Raw genomic sequence first — 22,237 nt, 5'->3', positions numbered from 1 at the left:
CGGCGTGGATGCGTTGTCGCGATATGGACCATGGCGCTCCGATTCCCGCGCTGGTCCCCCTTCCGACGACGTGACGACGAATGACGACGATGCGGGTCCCCCCGGATCGGGGTCTCTACGACCCCGCAGATGAACGCGATGCCTGCGGATTCGGCCTGATTTCCCGGATCGGTGGCGACGGGGCGCGCGACATCGTCGACCTTGCCCTGCAGGCGCTCGGGCGCATGGCGCACCGCGGTGGCGTCGCCGCCGACGGCCTGTCGGGCGATGGCTGCGGCGTGCTGCTGGCAGGCGCCGAGCACTTCGTCGCCACCCTGGCCGGGGAAGCCGGCATTCCCTTCGACGCGGGCCTGCGCGCCGCGGGCATGGTGTTCCTGCCGCATGCGGACGATGCCGCTGCGCGCTGTCGCGACACCTTGGCCGCGCGGCTGCGCGATGTCGGCGTCGCCGTCGTCGGCTGGCGCGTGGTGCCGGTCGATGCCGCCGCGTGCGGCGCGCTCGCGCAAGCGTCGATGCCGCGCATCGAGCAGGTCTTCGTGACCGCCGACGGCGACGTCGATGCGTTTGAGCGTGCGCTGTTCCTCGCCCGCCGGCGCAGCGAGCAGGCACTGCGCGACATCGAGGATTTCTACGTGGTCGGCCTGACGCCGCGCCTGCTCGGCTACAAGGGCATGGTGCTACCGAGCCATCTGCCGCAGCTGTTTCCCGACCTGCAGCGCGCCGATCTCGGCGCGCGCACGGTCGTGTTCCACCAGCGCTTCTCGACCAACACCCTGCCGCGCTGGCGGCTGGCGCACCCGTTCCGGCGCCTGGCCCACAACGGCGAGATCAACAGCATCGAGGGCAACCGGCGCTGGGCACAGGCGCGCCGCGGCGTGTGGGCCTCGCCGCTGCTCGATGTCGGCGAATTCGACGAGACCGTGACCATGCACGGCTCGGACTCGCAGACCCTCGACAACATGCTCGAGTGGATGCTGCTCGGCGGCATGGACCTGCTGCAGGCGATGCGCATCCTGATGCCGCCGGCGACGCAGTCGCTGGAATACAAGGACGCCGACCTCGCCGCGTTCTACGAGTACTACGCGATCAATTCCGAGCCGTGGGACGGCCCGGCGGGCGTGGTGATGTGCGACGGCCGCCATGCCGCGTGCACGCTCGACCGCAACGGCCTGCGCCCCGCGCGCTGGACGCTGTCGCAGGACGGCATCTTCTGCATCGCCTCGGAAACCGGCGTCTGGGATCTCGCGCCCGGACAGGTCAAGGCCAAGGGCAAACTGGGGCCCGGCGAGATGATCGCGATCGACCTCGACACCGGCACCCTGCTCGACAACGACGCGATCGATGCGGTGAACCGCGCGCGCGCCCCCTACAAGCAGTGGCTCAAGCGCGGCATGAGCTATCTGCACAGCGAGCTCATCGACCCCGCGCTCGCCGCCGAGCCGTTCGCACCCGACACCCTCGTCGCGTTCCAGAAGCTGTTCCAGCTCACCCGCGAGGAGCAGGAATCGGTATTGCGACCGCTGGCCGAGACCGAGCAGGAAGGCATCGGCTCGATGGGCGACGACGTGCCGATGGCGGCGATCAGCCAGCGCGTGCGGCCGCTGTACGACTGCTTCCGCCAGGCCTTCGCCCAGGTCACCAATCCACCGATCGATCCGCTGCGCGAAGGCAGCGTCATGACCCTGGCGACGCAGATCGGACGCGAGGGCAACATCTTCGCCGACCGGCCCGAGAACGTGCACCACGTGCTCCTCAACTCGCCGGTGCTGTCGCAGCGCAAGTTGCGCCAGCTGCTGGCGCTGCCGCGTTTCGCCGAGGCGAACCGGCTGCTGCACCTGTATTTCGATCCCGACACCGAAACACTCGACGCCGCGTTGCGCCGCCTGTGCGCGGAGGCCGAGGCGGCGACGCGCGCCGGCGTCGAGATCCTGCTGCTCAGCGACCGCTATCCCAGGCGCGGCACGGCGGCCGTGCATGCGCTGCTCGCCACCGGTGCGATCCACCTGCACCTGGTGCGCACCGGCCTGCGCTGCGACGTGAACCTGCTGATCGAGACCGGCACGGCGCGCGACCCGCACCATTTCGCCTGCCTGATCGGTTACGGCGCGACGGCGGTGTACCCCTACCTGGCATTCCAGACGCTGCATGCGCTCGGGCGGCGCGGCGTGCTGTCGAGCCGCAGCGGCGACGAAGCCCTGCAGATCGGACGCAGCTACCGGCGCGGCATCCGCAAGGGATTGCTGAAGATCCTGTCGAAGATGGGCATCGGCAGCATCGCCAGCTACCGCGGCGCGCAGCTGTTCGAGATCGTCGGCCTGGCCGACGACGTCGTCGCCTTGTGCTTCGAGGGCACGCCGTCGCGGATCGGCGGGGCCGGATTCGCGCGGCTCGAAGCGGACGCGCGCCACCTCGCCGACTACGGCTGGGACGACACCGCCCTGCCCGAACCCGGCGGCCTGCTGCACTACGTGCACGGCGGCGAGTACCACCAGTTCAATCCGGATGTCGTGACCTCGCTGCAGCGCGCGGTGCTGACCGGCGAGCGCGACGACTGGAAGCGCTACGCCGATTTCGTTGACACGCGTCCACCGGCCGCGCTGCGCGACCTGCTGCGCCTGCGACCGGCCGGCGCGCCGGTCCCGCTCGACGAGGTCGAACCGGTGTCGACGATCGTGCGCCGCTTCGATTCGGCGGCGATGAGTCTCGGCGCGTTGTCGCCCGAAGCGCACGAGGCGCTGGCGATCGCGATGAACCGGCTCGGCGGTCGCAGCAATTCCGGCGAAGGCGGCGAGGATCCCGCGCGTTACGGCACCGACCGGCGCAGCAAGATCAAGCAGATCGCCTCGGGGCGCTTCGGCGTCACGCCCGAATATCTGATCAATGCCGACGTGCTGCAGATCAAGGTCGCCCAGGGCGCCAAGCCCGGCGAAGGCGGCCAGCTGCCGGGCAGCAAGGTCAACGCGCTGATCGCGCGGCTGCGCTACGCCAAGCCGGGCATCGGCCTGATCTCGCCACCGCCGCATCACGACATCTACTCGATCGAGGATCTGGCGCAGCTGATCTTTGACCTGCGCCAGATCAATCCCGACGCGCTGATCTCGGTGAAGCTTGTCAGCCACGCGGGCGTCGGCACGATCGCGGCGGGCGTGGTCAAGGCCGGCGCGGATCTGATCACGATCTCCGGCCACGACGGCGGCACCGGCGCGAGTCCGCTGGGCTCGATCCGCTACGCCGGTGCGCCCTGGGAACTGGGCCTGTCGGAAGCGCGCCAGGCGCTGCAGTACAACGACATGCGCGACCGCGTGCTGCTGCAGACCGACGGCGGCCTGAAGACCGGTTACGACGTGGTCAAGGCCGCGCTGCTCGGCGCCGACACGTTCGGTTTCGGCACCGCGCCGATGATCGCGCTGGGCTGCAAGTACCTGCGCATCTGCCACCTCAACAACTGCGCGACCGGCGTCGCGACCCAGGACGACCGCCTGCGCGCGAACCACTTCAGGGGCCTGCCCGAGCGCGTGGAAACGTTCTTCCGCAACGTCGCCGAGGACGTGCGCGAGCATCTGGCCGCGCTCGGCGTGCGCTCGCTCGACGAGATCGTCGGTCGCACCGATCTGCTGGAACAGCACGTGCGCGCGACCCGCGACTTCGTCGACGTCGACCTGTCGATGCTGCTGCAGCGCGACGCCGCCAAGCCCGACGCCTACTGCGGCGCGCCGGCGCTGCAGGCGCCGCCGGGCGGCCTCGCGGCGACGCTCGACGCCGCCCTGGCGACGGTCATCGCGAACGGCGCCGGCGGCAGCTTCGCGCACACGATCCGCAACACCGACCGCAGCATCGGCACGCGCCTGTCGGGGCGGATCGCGCGACACCACGGCAATACCGGCATGAGCGACCGGCCGCTGACGTTGCAGCTGACCGGCAGCGCCGGCCAGAGCCTCGGTGCGTTCAACGCCGGCGGCCTGCAGATCGAGCTCGAGGGCGAAGCCAACGACTACGTCGGCAAGGGCATGGCCGGCGGCCGCATCGTGCTGCGGCCGCCCGAGGGCAGCGTGTTCGAATCGCGCCACACGCCGATCCTCGGCAACACCTGCCTCTACGGCGCGACCGGCGGCGAACTCTACGCCGCGGGCCGCGCGGGCGAGCGCTTCGGCGTGCGCAATTCCGGCGCGGTCGCGGTCATCGAAGGCGCGGGCGATCACTGCTGCGAATACATGACCGGCGGCGCGGTCGCGGTGCTCGGCCGCATCGGCCTGAACTTCGGCGCCGGCTTCACCGGCGGCATCGCCTACGTGCTGGATCTCGATCGCGATTTCGTCGACCGCTACAACCACGAGCTGATCGACATCCTGCGGGTCACGCCGGAGAGCTTCGACAACTACCGCTCGCACCTGCGCGATCTGATCGAGACCCACGCGCGGCTGACGCGCAGTGCGTGGAGCGCGCAGATCGTCGACGAGTTCCGCGATTTCGTCGGCAAGTTCTGGCTGGTCAAGCCGAAGGCGGCGAGCCTGGAAGCGCTGGCCGAAGACCTCAGGCGCGCCGCGTGATGTCCGTGCCGCGTACACACCGCCAGGATCGGCGTCGCATCCCGCGGGCCCCGCGCCGTGCACCCGTTCCCCGCCCCTTGCTCGGCCCGCTGTGCGCGAAGGAGCCCACCTCATGACGAAGCGGGATGTGTTCCGGTTCTTGAACGAACCGCGTGAAATGCCCGACAAGGTGCCGCTGGTCCTGCGCACCGATGGCGACTGGAACGAGCTCTACGGCAACTTCGCCTACGCCGAAGCCGCGCACCAGGCCGACCGCTGTCTGGACTGCGGCAATCCCTACTGCGAAGCCAAGTGCCCGGTGCACAACTACATCCCGAACTGGCTGAAGCTGGTGCAGGAAGGCCGTGTGCTGGAAGCCGCCGCGCTGGTCCACGAGACCAATCCGCTGCCCGAGATGTGCGGGCGCGTCTGTCCGCAGGACCGCCTGTGCGAAGGCGCCTGCACGCTCAACGACGGGTTCGGCGCGGTGACCATCGGTGCGGTCGAGAAATACATCGTCGACACCGCATTCGCGCAGGGCTGGCGCCCGGATCTGTCGAAGGTGGTGCCGACCGGTCGGCGCGTCGCCGTCGTCGGCGCCGGACCGGCCGGGCTGTCGTGCGCGGATCGCCTGGTGCGCGCCGGCATCGAGGCCGTGGTGTTCGACCGCTACGAACAGATCGGCGGCCTGCTGCAGTTCGGCATTCCCAGTTTCAAGCTCGACAAGTCGGTGATCGCGACCCGCCGCACGGTGCTGGAGGAGATGGGCGTGCGCTTCCGCCTCGGCGTCGAGATCGGCCGCGACGTGTCGCTCGACAGCCTGCTGTCGGAGTTCGACGCGGTCTTCGTCGGCACCGGCGCCTACCGCTACACGGACGGCGGCCTGGTCGGCCAGGACCTGCCGGGCGTGTTGCCGGCCCTGCCGTTCCTGGTGCACAACGGCCGCATCGTCACCGGCGGCGACACCTGGGGCCGGCCGATTGCGGGCTGGGAAGACACGCTGGTGCTGCCGAAGCTGGCCGACAAGCGCGTCGTCGTGCTCGGCGGCGGGGACACCGGCATGGACTGCGTGCGTTCCGCCGTGCGGCTCGGCGCGCGCAGCGTGACCTGCGCCTACCGCCGCGACGAGGCCAACATGCCCGGTTCCGCGCGCGAGGTCGGCAATGCGCGCGAGGAAGGCGTGCGCTTCCTGTTCAACCGCCAGCCGCTTGCGATCGAAGCCGATGCCACCGGCAACGCCTGCGGCGTGCGCGTCATCGAGACGACGCTCGGCGAGCCCGACGCCAACGGTCGCCGCGCCGCGGTGCCGGTCGCCGGCAGCGAGTCGCTGATCGACGCGGACGTGGTGATCATCGCATTCGGCTTCTCGCCGACACTGCCGGACTGGCTGGCGGTGCAGCAGGTGGAATCGCAGGGCAACGGGCGCATCCGCGTCGGCGGCGAACGGCGCCTGCCCTACCAGACCGCGCATCCGAAGCTGTTCGCCGGCGGCGATGCGGTGCGCGGTGCGGATCTGGTCGTGACCGCAGTGCAGGAAGGCCGCGACGCGGCGGCCAGCATCGCGCGGATGCTGCGGCGCTCGACGCCGGATCCGGTCTCGGCGCTCGACGCGGTCTGAACCGGCTGCCGGCGCGGACGCCGCCACAGGTCACGCCTGGACCGCTGCGCGCGGCAGGGTCGTGTGCCGGGTCTGGCCCGCGCCCGCTCCATCCGGCGTCGCCGTGTGCGTCTCGCGGCCCTTCGGGCGCCCGGGCCGCGCTGCCATCGCCTGAATGTCCCGCGATCCGGGCGACCGCGAGGGTTTAACCGGCCCGCCGCTCGTCGCATGATGGGCCCATGGACGCTCCCCGGATATCGACCCTGCTGCTCGCATGGATGCTGACCCTGGCCTCGACGTCGGCGAGCGCGGAGGACGGCGTCACCGTCTACCGCTGCACCGACGGACAAGGCCGCATCGCCCTGCAGGACACGCCGTGCAGTGACGGGGAAACCCAGCGGGAACGCACGATGCTGCGGCCCGTCGACGGCCCGCCGCCGCCCGCACCGCCCGCCGCGCCGACCGCTGCCATTGTCGAGGCGCCCGCGCCGCAGGTCATCGTGCTCCAGGCACCGCTGCCGATGTACCGCTGCGTGACGCCGGACGGCGACAGCTACACCAGCGATTCCGACGCCGGCAATCCGCGCTGGGTGCCGCTGTGGACCCGGGGCTACGGCTATGCACCGGTGCGGCGTGGCACCGGCGACGGCCCGCGGCCGCCGTCGCAGATCGAGGCCGGCAGCGGTTCGCGTCCGCCGCGGCGCGGTGGCTACCCCGGCGTGGCCGGCACCTGGATCCGCGACGATTGCCGGCCGATCCCGCAGAACGAGGTCTGCGATCTGCTGACCGACAGGCGCAGCGAGATCCGCCGACGGTTCTTCAACGCGCAGCCGACCGAACGCGACCGCCTGCGCGGCGAGGAGCGCAGCATCAACGCACGCCTCGCCAACGACTGCCGCGCATGAGGCCACGCACGCGCCAGCGCGGCCTGGGGCTGGCCGCCGCGCTGCTGATGCTCGCGCCGCCGGTCCCGGCGCAGACCGACAACGTGGTCTATCGCTGCACCAATGCCAGTGGTGCGGTGACGTTCCAGAACGGCGCCGCCTGCCCGCCGGGCAGCCAGCAGCAGCGCCGGGTCATCGACATTCCGACGCCGATGCCCGCCTTCCAGCCGCCACCGCGCAACGACGCGCCGCCCGGCGTGCCGCTGATCTCGACCCTGACCCTGCCGCAGGTGGCGCCCGTCACCGGCGCGACGCCGGCGGGGGACGAAGCCCTCGCTGCGGACGCCGACGCAGGCGACGAGGCCACGCCGCGCACGCCACCGCCGCCGCTCTACACCTGCCGGGTCTACGACGACAGCGTCTATTACCGCGAGGACGACGCCCCGCCGCCGCGCTGCCGGCCCCTGCAGACGATCGGCATCGGCAACCTGCCGGGCCTCGGCGCGGGCCAGGCCTGCGAGCAGGTCGTCGACGTCTGCGCGGCGGTGCCGGCCGACACGCTGTGCCAGGTCTGGGAGACCCGCGTGCGCGAGGCCGAGTTCCGCTGGCAGTTCGCGCAAGGTCGCGAACGCGAAATGCTGCGCGAGGCCTACGAGGCCGTGTTCAAGGTCTATCGCGACAGCGACTGCCTCGGCTGAGGCGGGTCACCACCAGCGCCCGACCGCCCTGCAGTACGCCGCGTAGTCGCCGCCGAACTGCGCGCGCAGTTGCGCTTCCTCGAACGGGATGACGACACGCTGCAGCGCGAGCAGCGGCGCCGGCAGGGTCAGCAGCGCCCACGGCACGTCGAGGATCGCCGCGAGGCCGGTGTAGGTCAGCAGCAGGCTCAGATAGAAGGGATTGCGCGACAGCCGGTACGGCCCGCGCACGATCAGCCTGCTCGGCGTCTGCGACGGCAGGATCGTCGTGCGCCGCCAGACGAACAGCGCGAAACACGCTAATGCCAGCAGACCGCCGGCATTGGCGAACACCGTGCCGGTGAGATGCATCGCGGTGCGCGCGTCGCCGGTCGGCAGCGGCAGGTCGAGCCCGGTCTGCAGCAGCGCGCCGGCCGCGAACGCGAGCGCGAAGTGCAGCGGCGCGGTGGTGCGCACCAGCCAGGACGCTGCCGCCGGCCGCGCGGGCGACGCGTCGTCAGAAACCATGACGCAGGAATCCACCGTCGACGGCGATGCATTCGCCGGTGATGTACGACGATGCCGGCAGGCACAGGAACGCCACCGCGGCCGCAACCTCCTCGGGCTCGCCGATCCGCCCCATCGGGGTGCGCAGCAGCACCTCGTCCAGATAATCGGGATCCGACAGTGGCTCCGACGTGCGCCGCGTGCGGATGTACCAGGGCGCGACGGCGTTGACGCGAATGCCGTCCTCGGCCCACTCGACGGCGAGGTTGCGCGTCATCTGGTGCAGCGCCGCCTTGCTCATGCCGTAGGCCACGCCGGTGCGCACGTGGGTCAGCCCCGACACGCTGCCGACGTTGACGACGCTCGACGCGGCGTGCCGCGCCAGCAGCGGATGCGCATAGCGCGTGAGTTCGAACGCGCTGAAAACATTGATCTCGAAGATCTCGCGCCACTCGTCCTCGCTGTACTCGGTCGCCGGGCGCGGCGCGTTGCCGCCGGCGTTGTTGACCAGGATGTTGAGGCCGTCGCCCTGGTCCTCGACCCAGTCGAGGATCTCGCGACGCTGGTCCTCGTCGACGACGTCGGCGATCAGCGCGCGGACGTCGGCGTCGGGAATCGCCTCGAGCAGCTCTTCGCGCGCGGCTTCGAGCGCGTCGCCATTGCGGCCGACGATCAGCACGGTCGCGCCGAAACCGGCGAGTTCGCGCGCGATCGCGCGGCCGATGCCGGCACTGCCACCGGTGACCAGAGCCAGTTGCCCGTCCAGGCGCCAGCGGTGCGGATCCATCGACATCCCCTCGATTGCGTGGGCGTAGGATAGCGCCGAGCCCGACCGCCGGAGTACCGCATGTCGCTGCCACGCACGTCGCCGCTGTCCGCGTCCCGTCGCCGCCTCCGGTGCGCAGCCGCATCCGTTCTGCTCGCGTGCGCCGCGTGCACGCCGCCGCCGGACACGCCGACCGACAAACCGGCCGAACCGCAGGTCACGCAGCTGCGCGACACGATCCAGCAACCGCTCGATACGGCACGCGAGACGCAGCAGACGCTCGACGCGGCGGCGGCGCGCCAACGCCAGGCAATCGAAGACGCCGGCGGCTGAGCGCCGTATCGCGACGGTCGGCGCTCTGTTCGAGGGCGGTCGTGTGCGCAGCCTGCGTGGCATGGCAGCACGTGGAAGCTTCGCCATCCGGACGAGCCGTCGGCATCCGCAACGCGCGCCGGCGACTGCCCGCATGGACACCGCGCTGCCAGACTGGCCGTTGTCAGTCAGGTCAAGCGCAGCGGCGTCCGGACGGACGCTTACCAGTCCGTCGGCTTGTAGTCCTTGAGGAACTGGCCCCAGACGTGGGTGCCGGTATTGATGCCGTCGATGATCGGATCGACGATGCGCGCCGCGCCGTCGACGATGTCGAGCGGGGGATGGAAGCGCTCCTCGACGATCTTGCGCTCGGCGATCTCCACCGGATCCTCGTCTGTCACCCAGCCGGTGTCGACGGCGTTCATGTGGATGCCGTCGCCGTGGTAATCCGCGGCCGACGTGCGCGTCATCATGTTGAGCGCGGCCTTGGCCATATTGGTGTGGGGGTGCTTGGTGGTCTTGAAGTTGCGGTAGAACTGCCCCTCGACCGCGGACACGTTGACGATGTGCTTGTCGCGCTCCGGAGTCCGCACCATCAGCGTCTTCAGCCGCGCGTTGAGGATGAAGGGCGCGACCGCGTTGACCAGCTGCGTCTCCAGCAGCTCGACCGCCGGGACTTCGTCCATCTGCAGGCGCCATGAATTGCGCCCGCGCAGATCGACCTGCTGCAGGTCCTTGTCGACGCGGCCTTCCGGGAACAGATGCGCCTGGCCGACCAGTTCGTCGGCCAGCAGCGGTACCTGCGACAGCTCGGCCGCGCGCGCGAGACCCGCGCGGCCTGCGCTGCTCTCGACCAGCGACTGGCTGCCGCCGGGCAGCAGATCGGCCGCGCGCAGGCCCTCGTAACCGCCGACCAGCTTGCGCACGTGCTCGGGCAGGTCGTGCAGCGCGGCGGTTTCGCCGGCCATCATGTGCGCGTAGAACGCCGGCGGACGGCGCACGGTCTGGCAGGCGTTGTTGACGATGAAGTCGAGCCGGTCGCGCGTGGCGACGAGTTCGGCGCAGAACGCCTCGACGCTCGGCGTATGACGCAGATCGAGGCCGAAGACTTCCAGCCGGTGGCCCCACTCGCCGAAGTCCGGCTCCTGCGCATAACGCTGCGCGGAATCGCGCGGGAAACGCGTGGTGACGATCAGCGAACAGCCCGCGCGCAGCAGCTTCAGGCCGGCCTGGTAGCCGATCTTGACCCGGCCGCCGGTCAGCAGCGCGACGCGCCCGGTGAGGTCGGCGGTCTCGGTGCGCTTGAGGAAATTGAAGTCCGCGCAGCTCGGGCACAGTTGGTCTGCTTGCAGACGTAGCAGTGCAGCAGCTCCGGCGACTCCGCGAAGCGCGGTTCTTCGGGTGCGGCATTGCGCGGGTCGTGCTGGCCCGGCGGCTGCGGCGGGAAATAGTTCGGCGTGGTGAACACCGGCTTGCTGCGCAGCACGCGGATTCCGGTCTGGTCGAGCAGCGCCTCGGTGCGCCGCGCCTTCTCGCGGTTGGCTTCGCGCAGCGCTTCCTTGGCCTGCTTGCGCCGCGCGCGCGGCTCGGGATGGTGCACGAGCGCGACCGCCTGCAGCAGGCGGATGCGGTCCTCGTCCGGCAGACCGTCGAGCACGCTGCGGTCGTCGCGGATCGCCTCGAGCAGGTCGGCGGCGATGCGTGCGCGCTGCGGCAGGGAATCGTCGGCGTCGGATGCGGAAGGCGGTGCAGAGGTCGAATTCAAGAGCGTGTCCGTGGGGCGTGCGCAACATTCCGGACGCGAGCGTCCGGTGTCGAGCGGGAAAGCGTGCGTTGCATCGGCCGGTCGGCCGTCGCGGGCGTGGAGCGGTCACGACAGCGGCGTGGGATGCCTGGTGCGTGGCCGTGCCGGGATCGGATGGGATCCACGACCGGGGCATTTTCGCCGATTGGCGGGGGCTGTGCCATCGGGGGGCTGGGGCGAGGTTCCGGTTGCGCTGGCTTTCACTGGCTGCGGTTGTCCGAAGCTCACGCCTGACACGCCATATGACTGTTCACGCTGGAGTCCGTTCTGCGGTCAGCTGGAAGCTTGACTGCACGGGTTAAGAAACGAAGGTGCTTTGGGACGGCGCCAGGCTAACAGCCGTCATTCCCGCGAAGGCGGATGCCTTTTCAACAGCCGAACGGCTGGTCAATCCAGGGACTTTGCTTTGGAAGGCACAACGTCCTTGGATTCCCGCCTTCGCGGGAACGACGATTTCAGCGATTCGCGAACCGTTCGAAAGCCGCCCACCCCGTCAGAACGCCCAAAACGATTCGCTGAAAAGGCCCTAGCGCTTCACCGGCTGATACACGATGAAGATCACCAGTGCCTCGTCGCCGAGTTGTTCCAGCGCATGGCGGTCGCCGTTGCGGGTCAGGATGGCGTCACCCGGCCCGACCTCGCGGACGGTGTCGTTCAGCGTCAGTCGCCCACGGCCCGACAGCACGTAATAGATCTCGTCCTTGTCGTTGACGTGGTCGCCGATCGTCGCGCCGGGGTGGAAGGCACGCTTGCGGAAGATCAGGTCGAAGCCGGTGGCGTCCGAGAAGAACGGATACGCGGTCGTCGTGCCGAGACCCTCGTGCGGGCCGGGCTGTTCGATCGCGATGTCGCGCTCCTGCACGAAGACCGACGGCGACACGGGCGCAGCGGGCGGTGCCGGCAAGGCGTTGCACTCGGCGACCGTCACGGCCTTGACCGGCGCATCGGCATCGATGCCGCGCCAGCCGGCGGCGACGAGACAGGCGACGGCATTGGCGCCGGCCTCGCTGAAATGGGTGCCGTCGGCCTTGCCCTGCGTGAACATGAAATAAGGCTTGGCGCCGTCTTCGCCGTGCACGCGGATCCAGTCGCTGGACGTGGCGTTGAGATCGATCAGCGCGACGCCTTCGCGAGCCGCGAGATCCTGCATCGCCAGCGTGTAGCGGCCATGGGTGTCAACCAGCGAACGGAAATCGTAAAGCAGCCGCGCGACCGGGGTGACCAGGATCGGCGTCGCGCCTTTCTCGCGCGCGACCTCGATGTAGCGTTGGAGAAAACGCGGGTAATCGGTCGCGGGATCGGTGTAGCGCGTGGCGTCCTCGCGCTTGGCGTCGTTGTGGCCGAACTGGATCAGCAGCACGTCCCCTGCGCCGATCTCACTGGCGATGCCGTCGAGCCGGCCTTCATCGATGAAGCTGCGCGTGCTGCGCCCGCCTACGGCGTGGTTGCGGACGTCCCAACCTTCGGCCGTCCACTGCGAAAGTTTCTGGCCCCAGCCGGCCTGTGGCGCGCGCTCGGCGCCGTAGGTCGCCGCGGTGGAATCCCCGGCGATGAAGATGCGATGCGGTGCGGGCGATGCGGCGAACGCAGTGCCCGATGCACACAGGAGCAGGAGCGACAGCAGACGTTTCATCATGATGGCGCCCTGCGGAATTCGGGATGGAACCGCAGGCCGCTGCACGGGTGGCAGCGGCCTGCGCTGTTGCGGTGTCGCGGGTGACTTACTTGCCGAGCACACCCTTGACGTAGGCGACGATGGCCTCGTCCTGCGCGTTGTCGAAGAAGGCCTTCTGGAAGCGCGCGCCGCCGACGGCCTGCTTCACCAGGTCCTGGTCGATCGCCTTCAGGCCTTCGATGAAATCCTTCGACGCGCCCTTCTTGACGTCGGCCAGGATGCCGGCATTGGTCATCTGCGAGTCCTTGCGCTCGGCCGGATAACCCTGGCCGCGCTCGCCGTCGAACGCCTTCTCGAAGATGTAGCGGATGTTGATCTCCGCGCCCCATCCGTAGCCCTTGGCGAACGGAATGGCCAGCGCGTTGCCGTTGTTGACCTGCGCGAACAGGAACGCGTCGGTCGGCTCGATGCAGTAACCGCAGTACACACCCGGCCAGGCATTGAGCGACATCAGCGCGCCCTGGCCCGTGCCGCAGCCGGCGACGACGAAGTCGACCGCCTTCGCGTTCAGCAGCAGGCTGCCGATGATGCCGAGATGGATGTAGGTCAGGCGGTGATCGTTGTCGCCGTCCATGCCGACGTTGAAGACGGTGTGGCCCTTGTCCGCAGCGACGGTGTTGAGCTGCTCCAGCACGACCGGGTTCTTGGCGGCCTGGCTGAATTCCTGCATCAATGCGATTTTCATGAACACTCTCTTTGCGTGATTCGAGGGGAGGTGGAACTGCGGAACACGCCAGTCCGGCGTGCTCCGCGGACGTGGGAGGGGATCAGCGCGCGAGCCAGCCGCCGTCGACCGGAATCACCGCGCCGTTGACGTAGTCGGACGCGCGGCTGGCGAGAAACACCGCCGTGCCGCCGAGATCCGAGGGCTCGCCCCAGCGCGCGGCCGGGATGCGGTCGAGGATCGACTTGTTGCGGGCTTCGTCGGCGCGCAGCTGCGCGGTGTTGTCGGTCGCCATGTAGCCCGGCGCGATGGCGTTGATGTTGACGCCCTTGCCGGCCCACTCGTTGGCGAGCAGGCGGGTGATGCCGGCGATGCCCGACTTGCTGGCCGTGTACGACGGCACGCGGATGCCGCCCTGGAACGACAGCATCGACGCGATGTTGATGATCTTGCCGCTGCCCTGCGCGATGAAGTGGCGACCCACGGCCTGCGACAGGAAGAACGCGGACTTGATGTTGACGTTCATCACGTCGTCCCAGTCCTGCTCGCTGAAATCGACCGCGTCGGCGCGGCGGATCAGGCCGGCGTTGTTAACCAGGATGTCGACGCCGCCGAGGCCGTCGAGCGTTTCCTTGAGCAGACGCGCGACGGGCTCGATGCTGGTCAGGTTGGCTTCGATCGACACGAACCTCCGGCCCAGCGCCTTGACCTTGGCTTCGGTTTCGGTCGGCGGGCTGATGCCGGCCGCGGCGATGTCGGCGCCGGCTTCCGCCAGTGCCACGGCGATGCCCTGTCCCAGGCCGGTGTTGGCGCCGGTAACCAGCGCGACCTTGCCTTCGAGACTGAACGGATTCGTCATTGCGTTGCTCCCTGTAGCGATGCGTGAGTGGCCACGTGCGGCCGGTTACTTGAGCTGGCAGATGTCCAGCACGTGCATGTCGGTGTAATCGAGGTTCTCGCCGCCCATCGCCCAGATGAAGCAGTAGTTCGACGTGCCGGCGCCCATGTGGATCGACCACGGCGGCGACACGACGGCTTCGTTGTTCTGCACCACGATGTGGCGCTGCGCGTCGGGCTCGCCCATGAAGTGGTAGACGCGATCGGCGTCGCCGAGATCGAAGTAGAAATAGACCTCGCTGCGCCGGTCGTGCAGATGCGGCGGCATCGTGTTCCAGACGCTGCCCGGCTTGAGGATCGTCAGGCCCAGCAGCAGCTGCGAGGACTGGCAGGTGGCCGGCACGATGTACTGGTAGATCGTGCGTTCGTTGCTGGTTTCCAGCGCACCGCGTTCGAGCGGCACCGCATCGGAAATCGAAATCTTCTTCGTCTCGAAGCGCGCGTGCGCCGGCGTCGAGGCGAGATAGAACGTCGCCGGCGCGGACGCGTCGTCGGACGCGAACACGACCTCGGCGCTGCCCATCGCCACGTAGAGGCCGTCTTTCGGTGCAAGCGCGTACGCGGTGCCGTCGACGGTCACCGTGCCGGCGCCCGCACCGACATTGACGATGCCCAGTTCGCGACGCTCCAGGAACGGGCGTCCAAAGGCGGACGCGGGTTCGGTCTGCGCCGGCAGCGACAGCGGACCGGCGACCGGCGATGCGCCACCGATGACGAAGCGCTCGTAATGCGTGTAACTCAACCGGATCGCGTCGTCGGCGAACAGACCGTCGAGCAGATACAGATCGCGCAGTGCGTCGTTGTCGATGCCCTGCATCACACCGGGATGGGTCGCGTGATAGGTCTTCTGGTACATGACGGGCTCCAGACGGACGGGGCGCGGTCACCGGATGCACAACGCCGGGATCATGCGCGGACCGTCATTCTATGATGTCCGGTAACCGGTGTCATTGCGCGCCGCGGCATGGACACGATGCGTCGATCAATGGCCGCGCCGCGAGGCGTCGGTTCCCGGGCGCGCTCTGCGCCGAGGCTGTCCCTGCCCCTGGAGCCGCCGCGCTGTACCCGTTGGGGATTCTCCGCCCGTGAACGAAGGGCGCGTCTGGACGCATCGATTCGGCGCTATCGCACGACGCTGGACCGGCCGAGGCAGGCGGATCGACGACGGCTGCAACGTCGACAGCGTTGCCGTGAAATCCAGGGTCGGCCGATCGGCCGGACGTCGGTGATACGCCGCTGTCGCAAGCCTCTCGCGCAGCATGGACATCGCCTGTGTAGCAGCGCGCCCGCGCGCGACCGGCATCCCCTGCGAGCGCGCTCGTACAGATTCGACGGCGCCTCGCGCAGCGGCTCACGCGCCCCCCGTGCCACGGCGTCTGCTCGGCAGATCGCCTGCCGCTTTCGCGGAGTGACGATCGGCAGCGTCACGGTCCGCCAAACCACGCGCGACGCTGCCCCAGCGGAAACGCGCGCCACGCCCTTCAAAGGCGGCAGGCGGAATCTAGGCCGGCGGCTGGCAGGAATCGCGCAGGATCAGATGCGGCCGCACGCTGGCCAGCGCGCGCGGACCGTCCGCGGCCTGGATCAGCATCGCCGCGGCGATGCGACCGGTGTCGCGGGTGTCGCGCCGCACCGAGGTCAACGGCGGCCACAGCCGCGTCGCCAGCGGACTGTCGTCGTAGCCGACGACCGACAGATCGCGCGGCACGTTGATGCCGTCGCGCATCGCCACGCGGTACACGCCGGCCGCCATCTCGTCGTTGCCGCAGAAGATCGCGGTCGGACGCTTCTTGCCCGACAGCAGTTTCTCGGCCGCGGCCACGCCGGATTCGAAGGTGTAGCCGGCCTCGACGACGCGGGCCTTCGGCAGTTCGATGCCGCGCTTCGCCAACGCCGACAAAAAGCCGCCGGTGCGTTCGATCGACGAGCGGTAATCGCGCGGGCCGGTGATCAGGGCGATGTCGCGATGGCCCAGCGACTGCAGGTAATCGGCGACTTCCGCCGCGCCGTCGTGGTCGTGGGTGACGACCATGCGCTCGGGCTTGTCCATCGACACCGCGGCGATGCGCACGTAGCGCATGCCGATCGAATCGAGCATGTCGGCCAGCGCCGGATCCTCGGACACGCGCGGTACCAGCATCACGCCATGCAGTTTCTGCTGCTGGACGAAGCGGCGCACGCCGTCGACATAGTCCGGGCTGCGGCTGTCGCAGGGATGCACGACCAGCTCGAAGCCCGAGCCGCGCAGCGAATCCAGCGCGCCGTACTGCATGTTGACGATGAACTGCGCGGTCGGATTGTCGTAGACCATGCCGATCAGGAACGAGCGGCGGAACGCGAGGCCGCGTGCCAGCGGATCGGGCGAATAGCCGACCTCGCGCATCAGCGTCTCGACCTTCTCGCGCGTGTCCTGCCGGACCAGCGGCGAGTTGTTGATGATCCGCGACACGGTCTTCTTCGAAACGCCGGCCAGGCGGGCGATGTCGTTGATCGTCGCCGGCCGCGTCAGGTCCCTCGCGACCGCCGCCTTCGTTGTCTTCTTCGCTGCAGGCATCGGCCGTTCCGTCCGTGAGGGTGTCGCGCAGCTCATTCTAGCGGCAGATGCCGTACCACCACCGCGCCGGCGGGCCCGTCCGGGGCCGGCGCCGCGGCCGTTGCATCAGTCGAGCGCGCGGTAGCGGAAATCGCGGAAGCGCACCCGGCCCTCGCCCGCGGCGTAGATCGCCGGCTTCAGCGCCAGGAACCGGCCCGCGACGTTGTGGTGGTAGCCCGAGACTTCCATCTGCACCGGATACTTGGTCCAGGTCTCGCCATCGGTGCTGGTGTGGATGGTGACGATATGGCGGTCGTTCCTGACCCGCATCCACAGCGTGCCGCCGCGGGCGCTGCCCGGCAGCTGCGACGGCCGCTCCTCGCCGTAGCGATGCATGATGAAGCGCTCGCCGTTGCTGCCGACGCCGACGTAGAGCTTGTCGCTGTAGAACAGCAGCGCGCCGCCCTGCGCGCCGGGCTCGATCTCCATTGCCACCTGGAATTCGTAGGCCTTGTCGCCGGCGATCACCGTCAGCGGCGAGCTGTCGCGCGGTTGGGTGCCCTTGGCCTGCAGCGTCAGCGTGCCGTCGCCGAACGACAGGCGCTCGTATTCGTTCTGTTCGGGATCGTAGAACGACCACTGGGCACCGAGCGTGCTGCCGCTGAAGTCGTCCGACAACGCCATGCCGTGCTGGCCGACGGACTCGCCTGCGGGCTTGACCAACGGCTGGCCGAGGTCGCCGCCTCTGGCGACGAACCAGCCGTCGTCGGTCCATTCGATCGGCTCGAGCAGTGCCTGGCGGCCGAGCGTCCAGTAGCCGTTCTCGTAACCGTGATAGATCATCCACCAGCGGTCGTCGGTCCCTTCGACGATCGTCGCGTGCCCGCGCGACCACCACGGCTCGCTGCGATCCACGGTGCGCACGATCGGGTTGTGCGGCGAGTTCTCCCACGGGCCGTGGATCGAGCGCGAACGCGCGGTAATCACCATGTGCCCGGTCGGCGGACCGGCGGTGCCGCCGACGGCGGTCGTCATGTAGTACCAGCCGTCACGGAAATTGATCTTCGGACCTTCCTGCGCGTAAGCCTCGACGTCCCATTCCTCCGGATACTCCCAGCCGTCGTAGACGTGCTTCGGCTCGCCGACGACGCGCAGGCCGTCGTCGGACAGCTGCACGTAGTCGCCGCCGCTGAGGAACAGATAGCGCTTGCCGTCCTCACCGACCGCGTGACCCGGGTCGATGTAGCGCCCGAGGCCGATCTCGACCGGCTCGCTCCACGGGCCGCGGATGTCGTCGGCCCAGACCACGTAATTGCTGCGCGTGGTGCCTTCGGTGCCGCCAGTGCGCGCGGGGAAATAGATGTAATAGCGCTCGCCATGCTTGATGATGTCCGGCGCCCAGATCGACCCGACGTTTCGGGTGATCGCGTGCCCCAGCGGCTGCCAGTTCACCAGGTCGCGCGAATGCCATACCGGCAGGCCCGGGTACGCATCGAACGACGACGAGGTGAGGTAGTAGTCGTCGCCGTCCTTGAGCACCGACGGGTCCGGCCGGTCGCCCGCGAACACCGGATTGAGGAAGGTGCCGTCGCCGAGATCGGCCTGCCGCTGGTGTTCGATACCACGGACCCAGTGGGACGCCGCCGGTGCCGGCGGCGCGGCCGCGATCCCCGCTGCGAGCGACAGGCCCGCCAGACACGCGGCGAGCAGGAAGGGCACACGGGGATTCGACAACGGCATCGGGTTCTCCAGGACGTTCGGACAGGCGTGACGCAACGCACGGTATCGATGACACCGCTGGTCAACCGACCGTAGCAGAGCGGTTGCGATCCGGCATTTTGCGTCGCAGCAAGGCTTTTCCCGGTGTGGTCGGTAGAGTCGCCGGGGATGATGCGGCCCGCCGACACGACCCGATGACACCGATAGCCAGCCGGGCACGCGGTCGCCGTGCGCGGAATGCATGAGCGTGTCGCCCGTGTCGAGACCGCAACGCAGCGCTCCAGATGACCCGTTCGCGGCACCGGTCGACGTACCGCGCTGGCCGGCGGCTCGCGTCCGGGCCACGGCTGGCCGATCGACGCTTCGCCACGCGGACGCCAAGCGCGCGACGCGCGACATGCGGCCGCACGACGCCCCCGGGCTCGTACCGGCCCGCGACCGTCGCGACGGTCCAGCGGCCGTCGTCGCCGATCGCGACTGCGGGCTGCAGGACCTGCCCACGATTGCGTTACGCTCCGGCGAGCCGCGCCAGCGCAGCGGACGACAGGCGCTCGACACGACCTGGTCGAATTCGAACCTGCGGCGCTGAGCGCACGACGACACGCCCTCGGGAGGGGATGCACATGACGGCAACACAGGCGGGAGAGAACACGCGACTGATCATCCTGATCAGTTGTGTCGCGACGATCGGCGGTTTCCTGTTCGGATTCGACAGCGGCGTCATCAACGGCACGGTCGACGGCCTGCAGCGGGCTTTCAATTCGGATTCGGTAGGCACCGGCTTCAACGTCGCCTCGATGCTGCTGGGCTGCGCGGTGGGCGCGTTCTTCGCCGGCCGACTGGCCGACGTGTTCGGCCGGCGCACCCTGCTGATCGTCGCAGCGGTGCTGTTCCTGATCTCGGCCTGGGGCTCGGGCATCGCGACCGGTTCGCTGGAGTTCGTGATCTACCGCATCGTCGGCGGCCTGGCCGTCGGCGCGGCCAGCGTGATGTCGCCGGCCTACATCGCCGAGGTCTCGTCGGCGCGCTACCGCGGCCGGCTGGCGACGGTGCAGCAGATCGCGATCATCGGCGGCCTGTTCGCCGCCTTCCTCAGCAACTATCTGCTGGCGCGCGTGGCGGGCGGCTCGACCGCCGAGTTCTGGGCCGGCTTCGAAGCCTGGCGCTGGATGTTCTGGATCGAGATCGCGCCGGCCGTGTTGTTCTTGCTGGCCCTGTTCGCGATTCCGGAAAGCCCGCGCTTCCTCGTCGCCCGCGGCCGGCACACGCAGGCCGAGGCCGTGCTGGTCCGCCTGTACGGCGACAGCGAAGGACGCCGCAAGCTCGGCGAGATCCGCGATTCGCTGGCGTCGGACCAGCATCGTCCGAAATTCTCGGACCTGATCGCGAAGACCACCGGTCGCGTGCGCCCGATCGTCTGGGTCGGCATCGGCCTGGCCGTGTTCCAGCAGCTGGTCGGCATCAACGTGGTGTTCTATTACGGCGCGGTGCTGTGGCAGGCGGTCGGCTTCTCGGAGAACGACGCGTTGCTGATCAACGTGCTGTCGGGCGCATTGAGCATCGGCGCCTGCATCGTCTCGCTGCTGCTGGTCGACCGCATCGGCCGCAAGCCGCTGCTGTGGGTCGGCTCGGCCGGCATGGCGGTCACGCTGGCCGCGGTGACGGCCGCGTTCTGGACCGGCACGCTCGGCGACGACGGCCGCCTGGTGCTGTCGGACTCGATGGGCGTGCTCGCCCTGGTCGCGGCGAACCTCTACGTGATCTTCTTCAACGCCTCCTGGGGCCCGGTGATGTGGGTGATGCTCGGCGAGATGTTCCCGAACCAGATCCGCGGCTCGGGGCTCGCAGTAGCCGGCCTGTTCCAGTGGGGCGCCAACTTCCTCATCACCTGGACCTTCCCGATGCTGCTCGCCGGGATCGGCCTCGCCGGCGCCTACGGTCTGTACGCGATCGCCGCCGCGCTGTCGGTGGTCTTCGTGCTGCGCTACGTGCACGAGACCCGCGGCCGCGAACTCGAGCAGATGGAAGGCTGATGCGCCTCGGACTCGCGGCCAACCGCCGGCACCACGCCGACGCTGACGCCGCGCTGTTCCGCTGGTTGCGCGCCAGTGGCGCCGGGCTTCGCGAGCTCGGCGTCGATCTGCATGCGGTCGGCCGCACCTACGACGCCATCGTGCGGCGCGAGGCCCTGGCCGGACATGCGGGCCTGCGCCGCTATCCCTACGGCCGCGAAGGCGGGCTGATGACCCTGGTCGCCGAGATCGTCGGCCTCGGTCCCGGGCGCACGCTCGACGGCGTGGTCTACCTGATCGACCCGGTCGATCCTTCGTCGATCTTCCCCGAGGCCGTGGCGCTGAAGCGGCAATGCGTGATCCAGGGCAAGCCGTTCCTGTCGACCGTCGCCTCGGCGCGCGACTTCATCGAAAGCGAGCGCCTGCACGCCGGACTCGACGCCGACCCGGGCGCCGACGACCTGCACGCCTTCGGCGGGCAGACGCTGGCGCTGATCGCCCACGATGCGATGAAGCCGCGCATGGTGGAATTCGTCGCCGGGCATTTCGACCTGCTGTCGCGCTTCGGCGAACGGGTGGCCACCGGCACGACCGGCCAGTTGCTCAACGATCTGGCCTGGCAACGCGGCTGGCCGCTCGACCGGGCCTGGACCCGGCGTTTCCAGAGTGGCCCGCTCGGCGGCGCCGTCTTCTTCGAGGATCCGCATGTCGCGCGGCAACACGAGGCCGACATCCAGCTGCTGGAGCGCGCAGTGACGACGGTGACCGATACGGTGGCGTGCCTGACGTCGCCGCCGGTTGCAGAGCGGTGGGCGCAGGCGGCGACGCGGCGGGCGGGTGCGGCGTGAGGCTCATGCGCCGCTGACACAGTCGTCGCCGTTTGCGACACGGGCTGCGTTTCCGACTCCCGTCGCGGGTCGGTGTCGTGCGCACGTCCCGACGCGATCTGGGGACCGGCTCCGGTTTTTGGCTTTGGCTGGGCTCCGGCTCTGGTCCCGGCTCTGCTCCGGCTTTTGCTCTTGCTCTTGTTCCTGCCGTTGCTTGCCAGCTCTTGATCTATCGAGCCGTAAAGCGAGCCCAGCATCGCAGGGCCGCAAGGCCGGAGAGCAGCCCATGTCTGAGCGCAGCGAGTTTGGGCTGCGGCACCGTGAAGGAGCCAATGTGCCTTGTGGACCGAGAAGCGCAGGGTACCGATGCGGCTCCATCGCATCGACTCGTGTCCGGCGACGGCGGTTTTGCTTACTTTTGCCAAGACAAAAGTAAGCCGCGCGAACAGCGCGGAAGCTCTGTTCTTCGCGGGTCAGCAGAGTCGCGCGACAGCAGGGAAGAAAAGAGCGAAATCAATTGCAGGGCTTTCGCCCGCTTGCGCGTGCGAGTTCCTTTCTGAAGGACCAAAAAGGAACCAAAAAGTCCTTTCGCCGGACACTCGCCGATGCGATGAAGCCGCATCGGTCCCCTCCGCTCCTCGCCCGATCCGGCACGCTGCCCAAACTCGCTGCGCTCAGACATGGGCAGCTCTTCGGCCGGATCGGCCTCCGGTGCTCGGCTCGCTTTACGGCTCGGTAAGGCAACAGCCGACCGCCAGAGCAACAGCAACAGCAAAGCCCAGCAGAGCAAAGCCCAGCAGAGCAAAAGCCGAAACAACCGCAGCCGCAAAAGGCGCA

17 protein-coding genes and 1 pseudogene are annotated in these 22,237 nt (G+C 69.1%); 8 read left to right on the top strand and 10 right to left on the bottom strand.

The features are described from left to right. Positions 1-89 precede the first annotated feature (89 nt). The 4 genes from gltB (at position 90) to CJ022_RS05685 (ending at position 7,705) form a co-directional block, all read left to right on the top strand. Complete coding sequence (gltB, locus tag CJ022_RS05700) at positions 90-4,547, top strand: glutamate synthase large subunit (RefSeq protein ID WP_233198623.1); 4,458 nt, start codon at positions 90-92, stop codon at positions 4,545-4,547. 112 nt (positions 4,548-4,659) lie between these two features. Next, a complete protein-coding gene (locus CJ022_RS05695; RefSeq protein ID WP_101925700.1) occupies positions 4,660-6,144 on the top strand; it encodes an FAD-dependent oxidoreductase in 1,485 nt (494 codons plus the stop codon). A 218-nt stretch (positions 6,145-6,362) separates the two neighbouring features. Next, on the top strand, positions 6,363-7,028 hold the full coding sequence (locus CJ022_RS05690) for a DUF4124 domain-containing protein (RefSeq protein ID WP_101925699.1): 666 nt from the start codon (positions 6,363-6,365) through the stop codon (positions 7,026-7,028). Next, a complete protein-coding gene (locus CJ022_RS05685; protein ID WP_101925698.1) occupies positions 7,025-7,705 on the top strand; it encodes a DUF4124 domain-containing protein in 681 nt (226 codons plus the stop codon). The genes CJ022_RS05690 and CJ022_RS05685 overlap by 4 nt, the downstream gene beginning before the upstream one ends. Positions 7,706-7,711: 6 nt before the next feature. Here the strand turns inward: CJ022_RS05685 and CJ022_RS05680 are convergent, their stop codons facing one another. Together CJ022_RS05680 and CJ022_RS05675 are read right to left on the bottom strand one after the other, a co-directional pair. Then, positions 7,712-8,212, bottom strand: coding sequence for a methyltransferase family protein (locus tag CJ022_RS05680; RefSeq protein WP_101925697.1), 501 nt, complete (start codon positions 8,210-8,212; stop codon positions 7,712-7,714). Then, the gene (locus tag CJ022_RS05675; RefSeq protein WP_101925752.1) at positions 8,202-8,978 is read right to left on the bottom strand and encodes an SDR family oxidoreductase; all 777 of its coding nucleotides are present in this window, start codon (positions 8,976-8,978) and stop codon (positions 8,202-8,204) included. The genes CJ022_RS05680 and CJ022_RS05675 overlap by 11 nt, the downstream gene beginning before the upstream one ends. A gap of 60 nt (positions 8,979-9,038) precedes the next feature. Between CJ022_RS05675 and CJ022_RS05670 the strand changes: the two genes are divergently transcribed. Further along, on the top strand, positions 9,039-9,290 hold the full coding sequence (locus CJ022_RS05670; protein ID WP_233198622.1) for a hypothetical protein: 252 nt from the start codon (positions 9,039-9,041) through the stop codon (positions 9,288-9,290). A gap of 200 nt (positions 9,291-9,490) precedes the next feature. Here the strand turns inward: CJ022_RS05670 and CJ022_RS05665 are convergent. The 7 genes and pseudogenes from CJ022_RS05665 to CJ022_RS05635 form a co-directional block, all read right to left on the bottom strand. Next, a pseudogene (locus tag CJ022_RS05665) lies at positions 9,491-11,034 on the bottom strand (SDR family NAD(P)-dependent oxidoreductase). Positions 11,035-11,599: 565 nt separating this feature from the next. After that, the gene (locus tag CJ022_RS05660; RefSeq protein WP_101925750.1) at positions 11,600-12,706 is read right to left on the bottom strand and encodes a GDSL-type esterase/lipase family protein; all 1,107 of its coding nucleotides are present in this window, start codon (positions 12,704-12,706) and stop codon (positions 11,600-11,602) included. Between the two features lie 88 nt (positions 12,707-12,794). After that, on the bottom strand, positions 12,795-13,433 hold the full coding sequence (locus tag CJ022_RS05655) for an RpiB/LacA/LacB family sugar-phosphate isomerase (protein WP_101925696.1): 639 nt from the start codon (positions 13,431-13,433) through the stop codon (positions 12,795-12,797). Positions 13,434-13,515: 82 nt separating this feature from the next. Continuing rightward, a complete protein-coding gene (gene kduD, locus CJ022_RS05650) occupies positions 13,516-14,271 on the bottom strand; it encodes a 2-dehydro-3-deoxy-D-gluconate 5-dehydrogenase KduD (RefSeq protein ID WP_101925695.1) in 756 nt (251 codons plus the stop codon). Positions 14,272-14,316: 45 nt separating this feature from the next. Beyond that, entirely contained in the window at positions 14,317-15,165 is an 849-nt protein-coding gene (kduI, locus tag CJ022_RS05645; RefSeq protein WP_101925694.1) for a 5-dehydro-4-deoxy-D-glucuronate isomerase, read from the bottom strand. 645 nt (positions 15,166-15,810) lie between these two features. Then, positions 15,811-16,863 carry a LacI family DNA-binding transcriptional regulator gene (locus CJ022_RS05640; protein WP_101925693.1) on the bottom strand — a complete coding sequence of 351 codons (1,053 nt, stop codon included), beginning with the start codon at positions 16,861-16,863 and terminating at the stop codon, positions 15,811-15,813. A 105-nt stretch (positions 16,864-16,968) separates the two neighbouring features. Beyond that, positions 16,969-18,582 carry a family 43 glycosylhydrolase gene (locus CJ022_RS05635; protein WP_101925692.1) on the bottom strand — a complete coding sequence of 538 codons (1,614 nt, stop codon included), beginning with the start codon at positions 18,580-18,582 and terminating at the stop codon, positions 16,969-16,971. Positions 18,583-18,802: 220 nt separating this feature from the next. On the opposite strand from CJ022_RS05635, the gene CJ022_RS17425 reads away from it, so the two are divergent. The 3 genes from CJ022_RS17425 to CJ022_RS05625 are packed head-to-tail and all read left to right on the top strand — an operon-like array spanning position 18,803 to position 21,421. Next, the gene (locus tag CJ022_RS17425) at positions 18,803-19,150 is read left to right on the top strand and encodes a hypothetical protein (protein WP_233198621.1); all 348 of its coding nucleotides are present in this window, start codon (positions 18,803-18,805) and stop codon (positions 19,148-19,150) included. Next, positions 19,131-20,594: a sugar porter family MFS transporter gene (locus CJ022_RS05630; RefSeq protein ID WP_255407552.1), complete on the top strand. Its 1,464-nt coding sequence runs from the start codon at positions 19,131-19,133 to the stop codon at positions 20,592-20,594. The genes CJ022_RS17425 and CJ022_RS05630 overlap by 20 nt, the downstream gene beginning before the upstream one ends. After that, a complete protein-coding gene (locus CJ022_RS05625; RefSeq protein ID WP_101925690.1) occupies positions 20,594-21,421 on the top strand; it encodes a methylglyoxal synthase in 828 nt (275 codons plus the stop codon). The genes CJ022_RS05630 and CJ022_RS05625 overlap by 1 nt, the downstream gene beginning before the upstream one ends. Before the next feature lie 391 nt (positions 21,422-21,812). Here CJ022_RS05625 and CJ022_RS17040 read toward each other — a convergent pair whose 3' ends face one another. Further along, a complete protein-coding gene (locus tag CJ022_RS17040) occupies positions 21,813-22,082 on the bottom strand; it encodes a hypothetical protein (RefSeq protein WP_158238361.1) in 270 nt (89 codons plus the stop codon). Between the last annotated feature and the right edge of the window lie 155 nt (positions 22,083-22,237).

This window comes from Luteimonas rhizosphaerae (genome assembly GCF_002849595.1).
Lineage (GTDB): Bacteria > Pseudomonadota > Gammaproteobacteria > Xanthomonadales > Xanthomonadaceae > Luteimonas > Luteimonas cellulosilyticus.
Note: the sequence above shows the minus strand (reverse complement) of the source record. Positions and strands in the feature narration are given on the sequence as shown.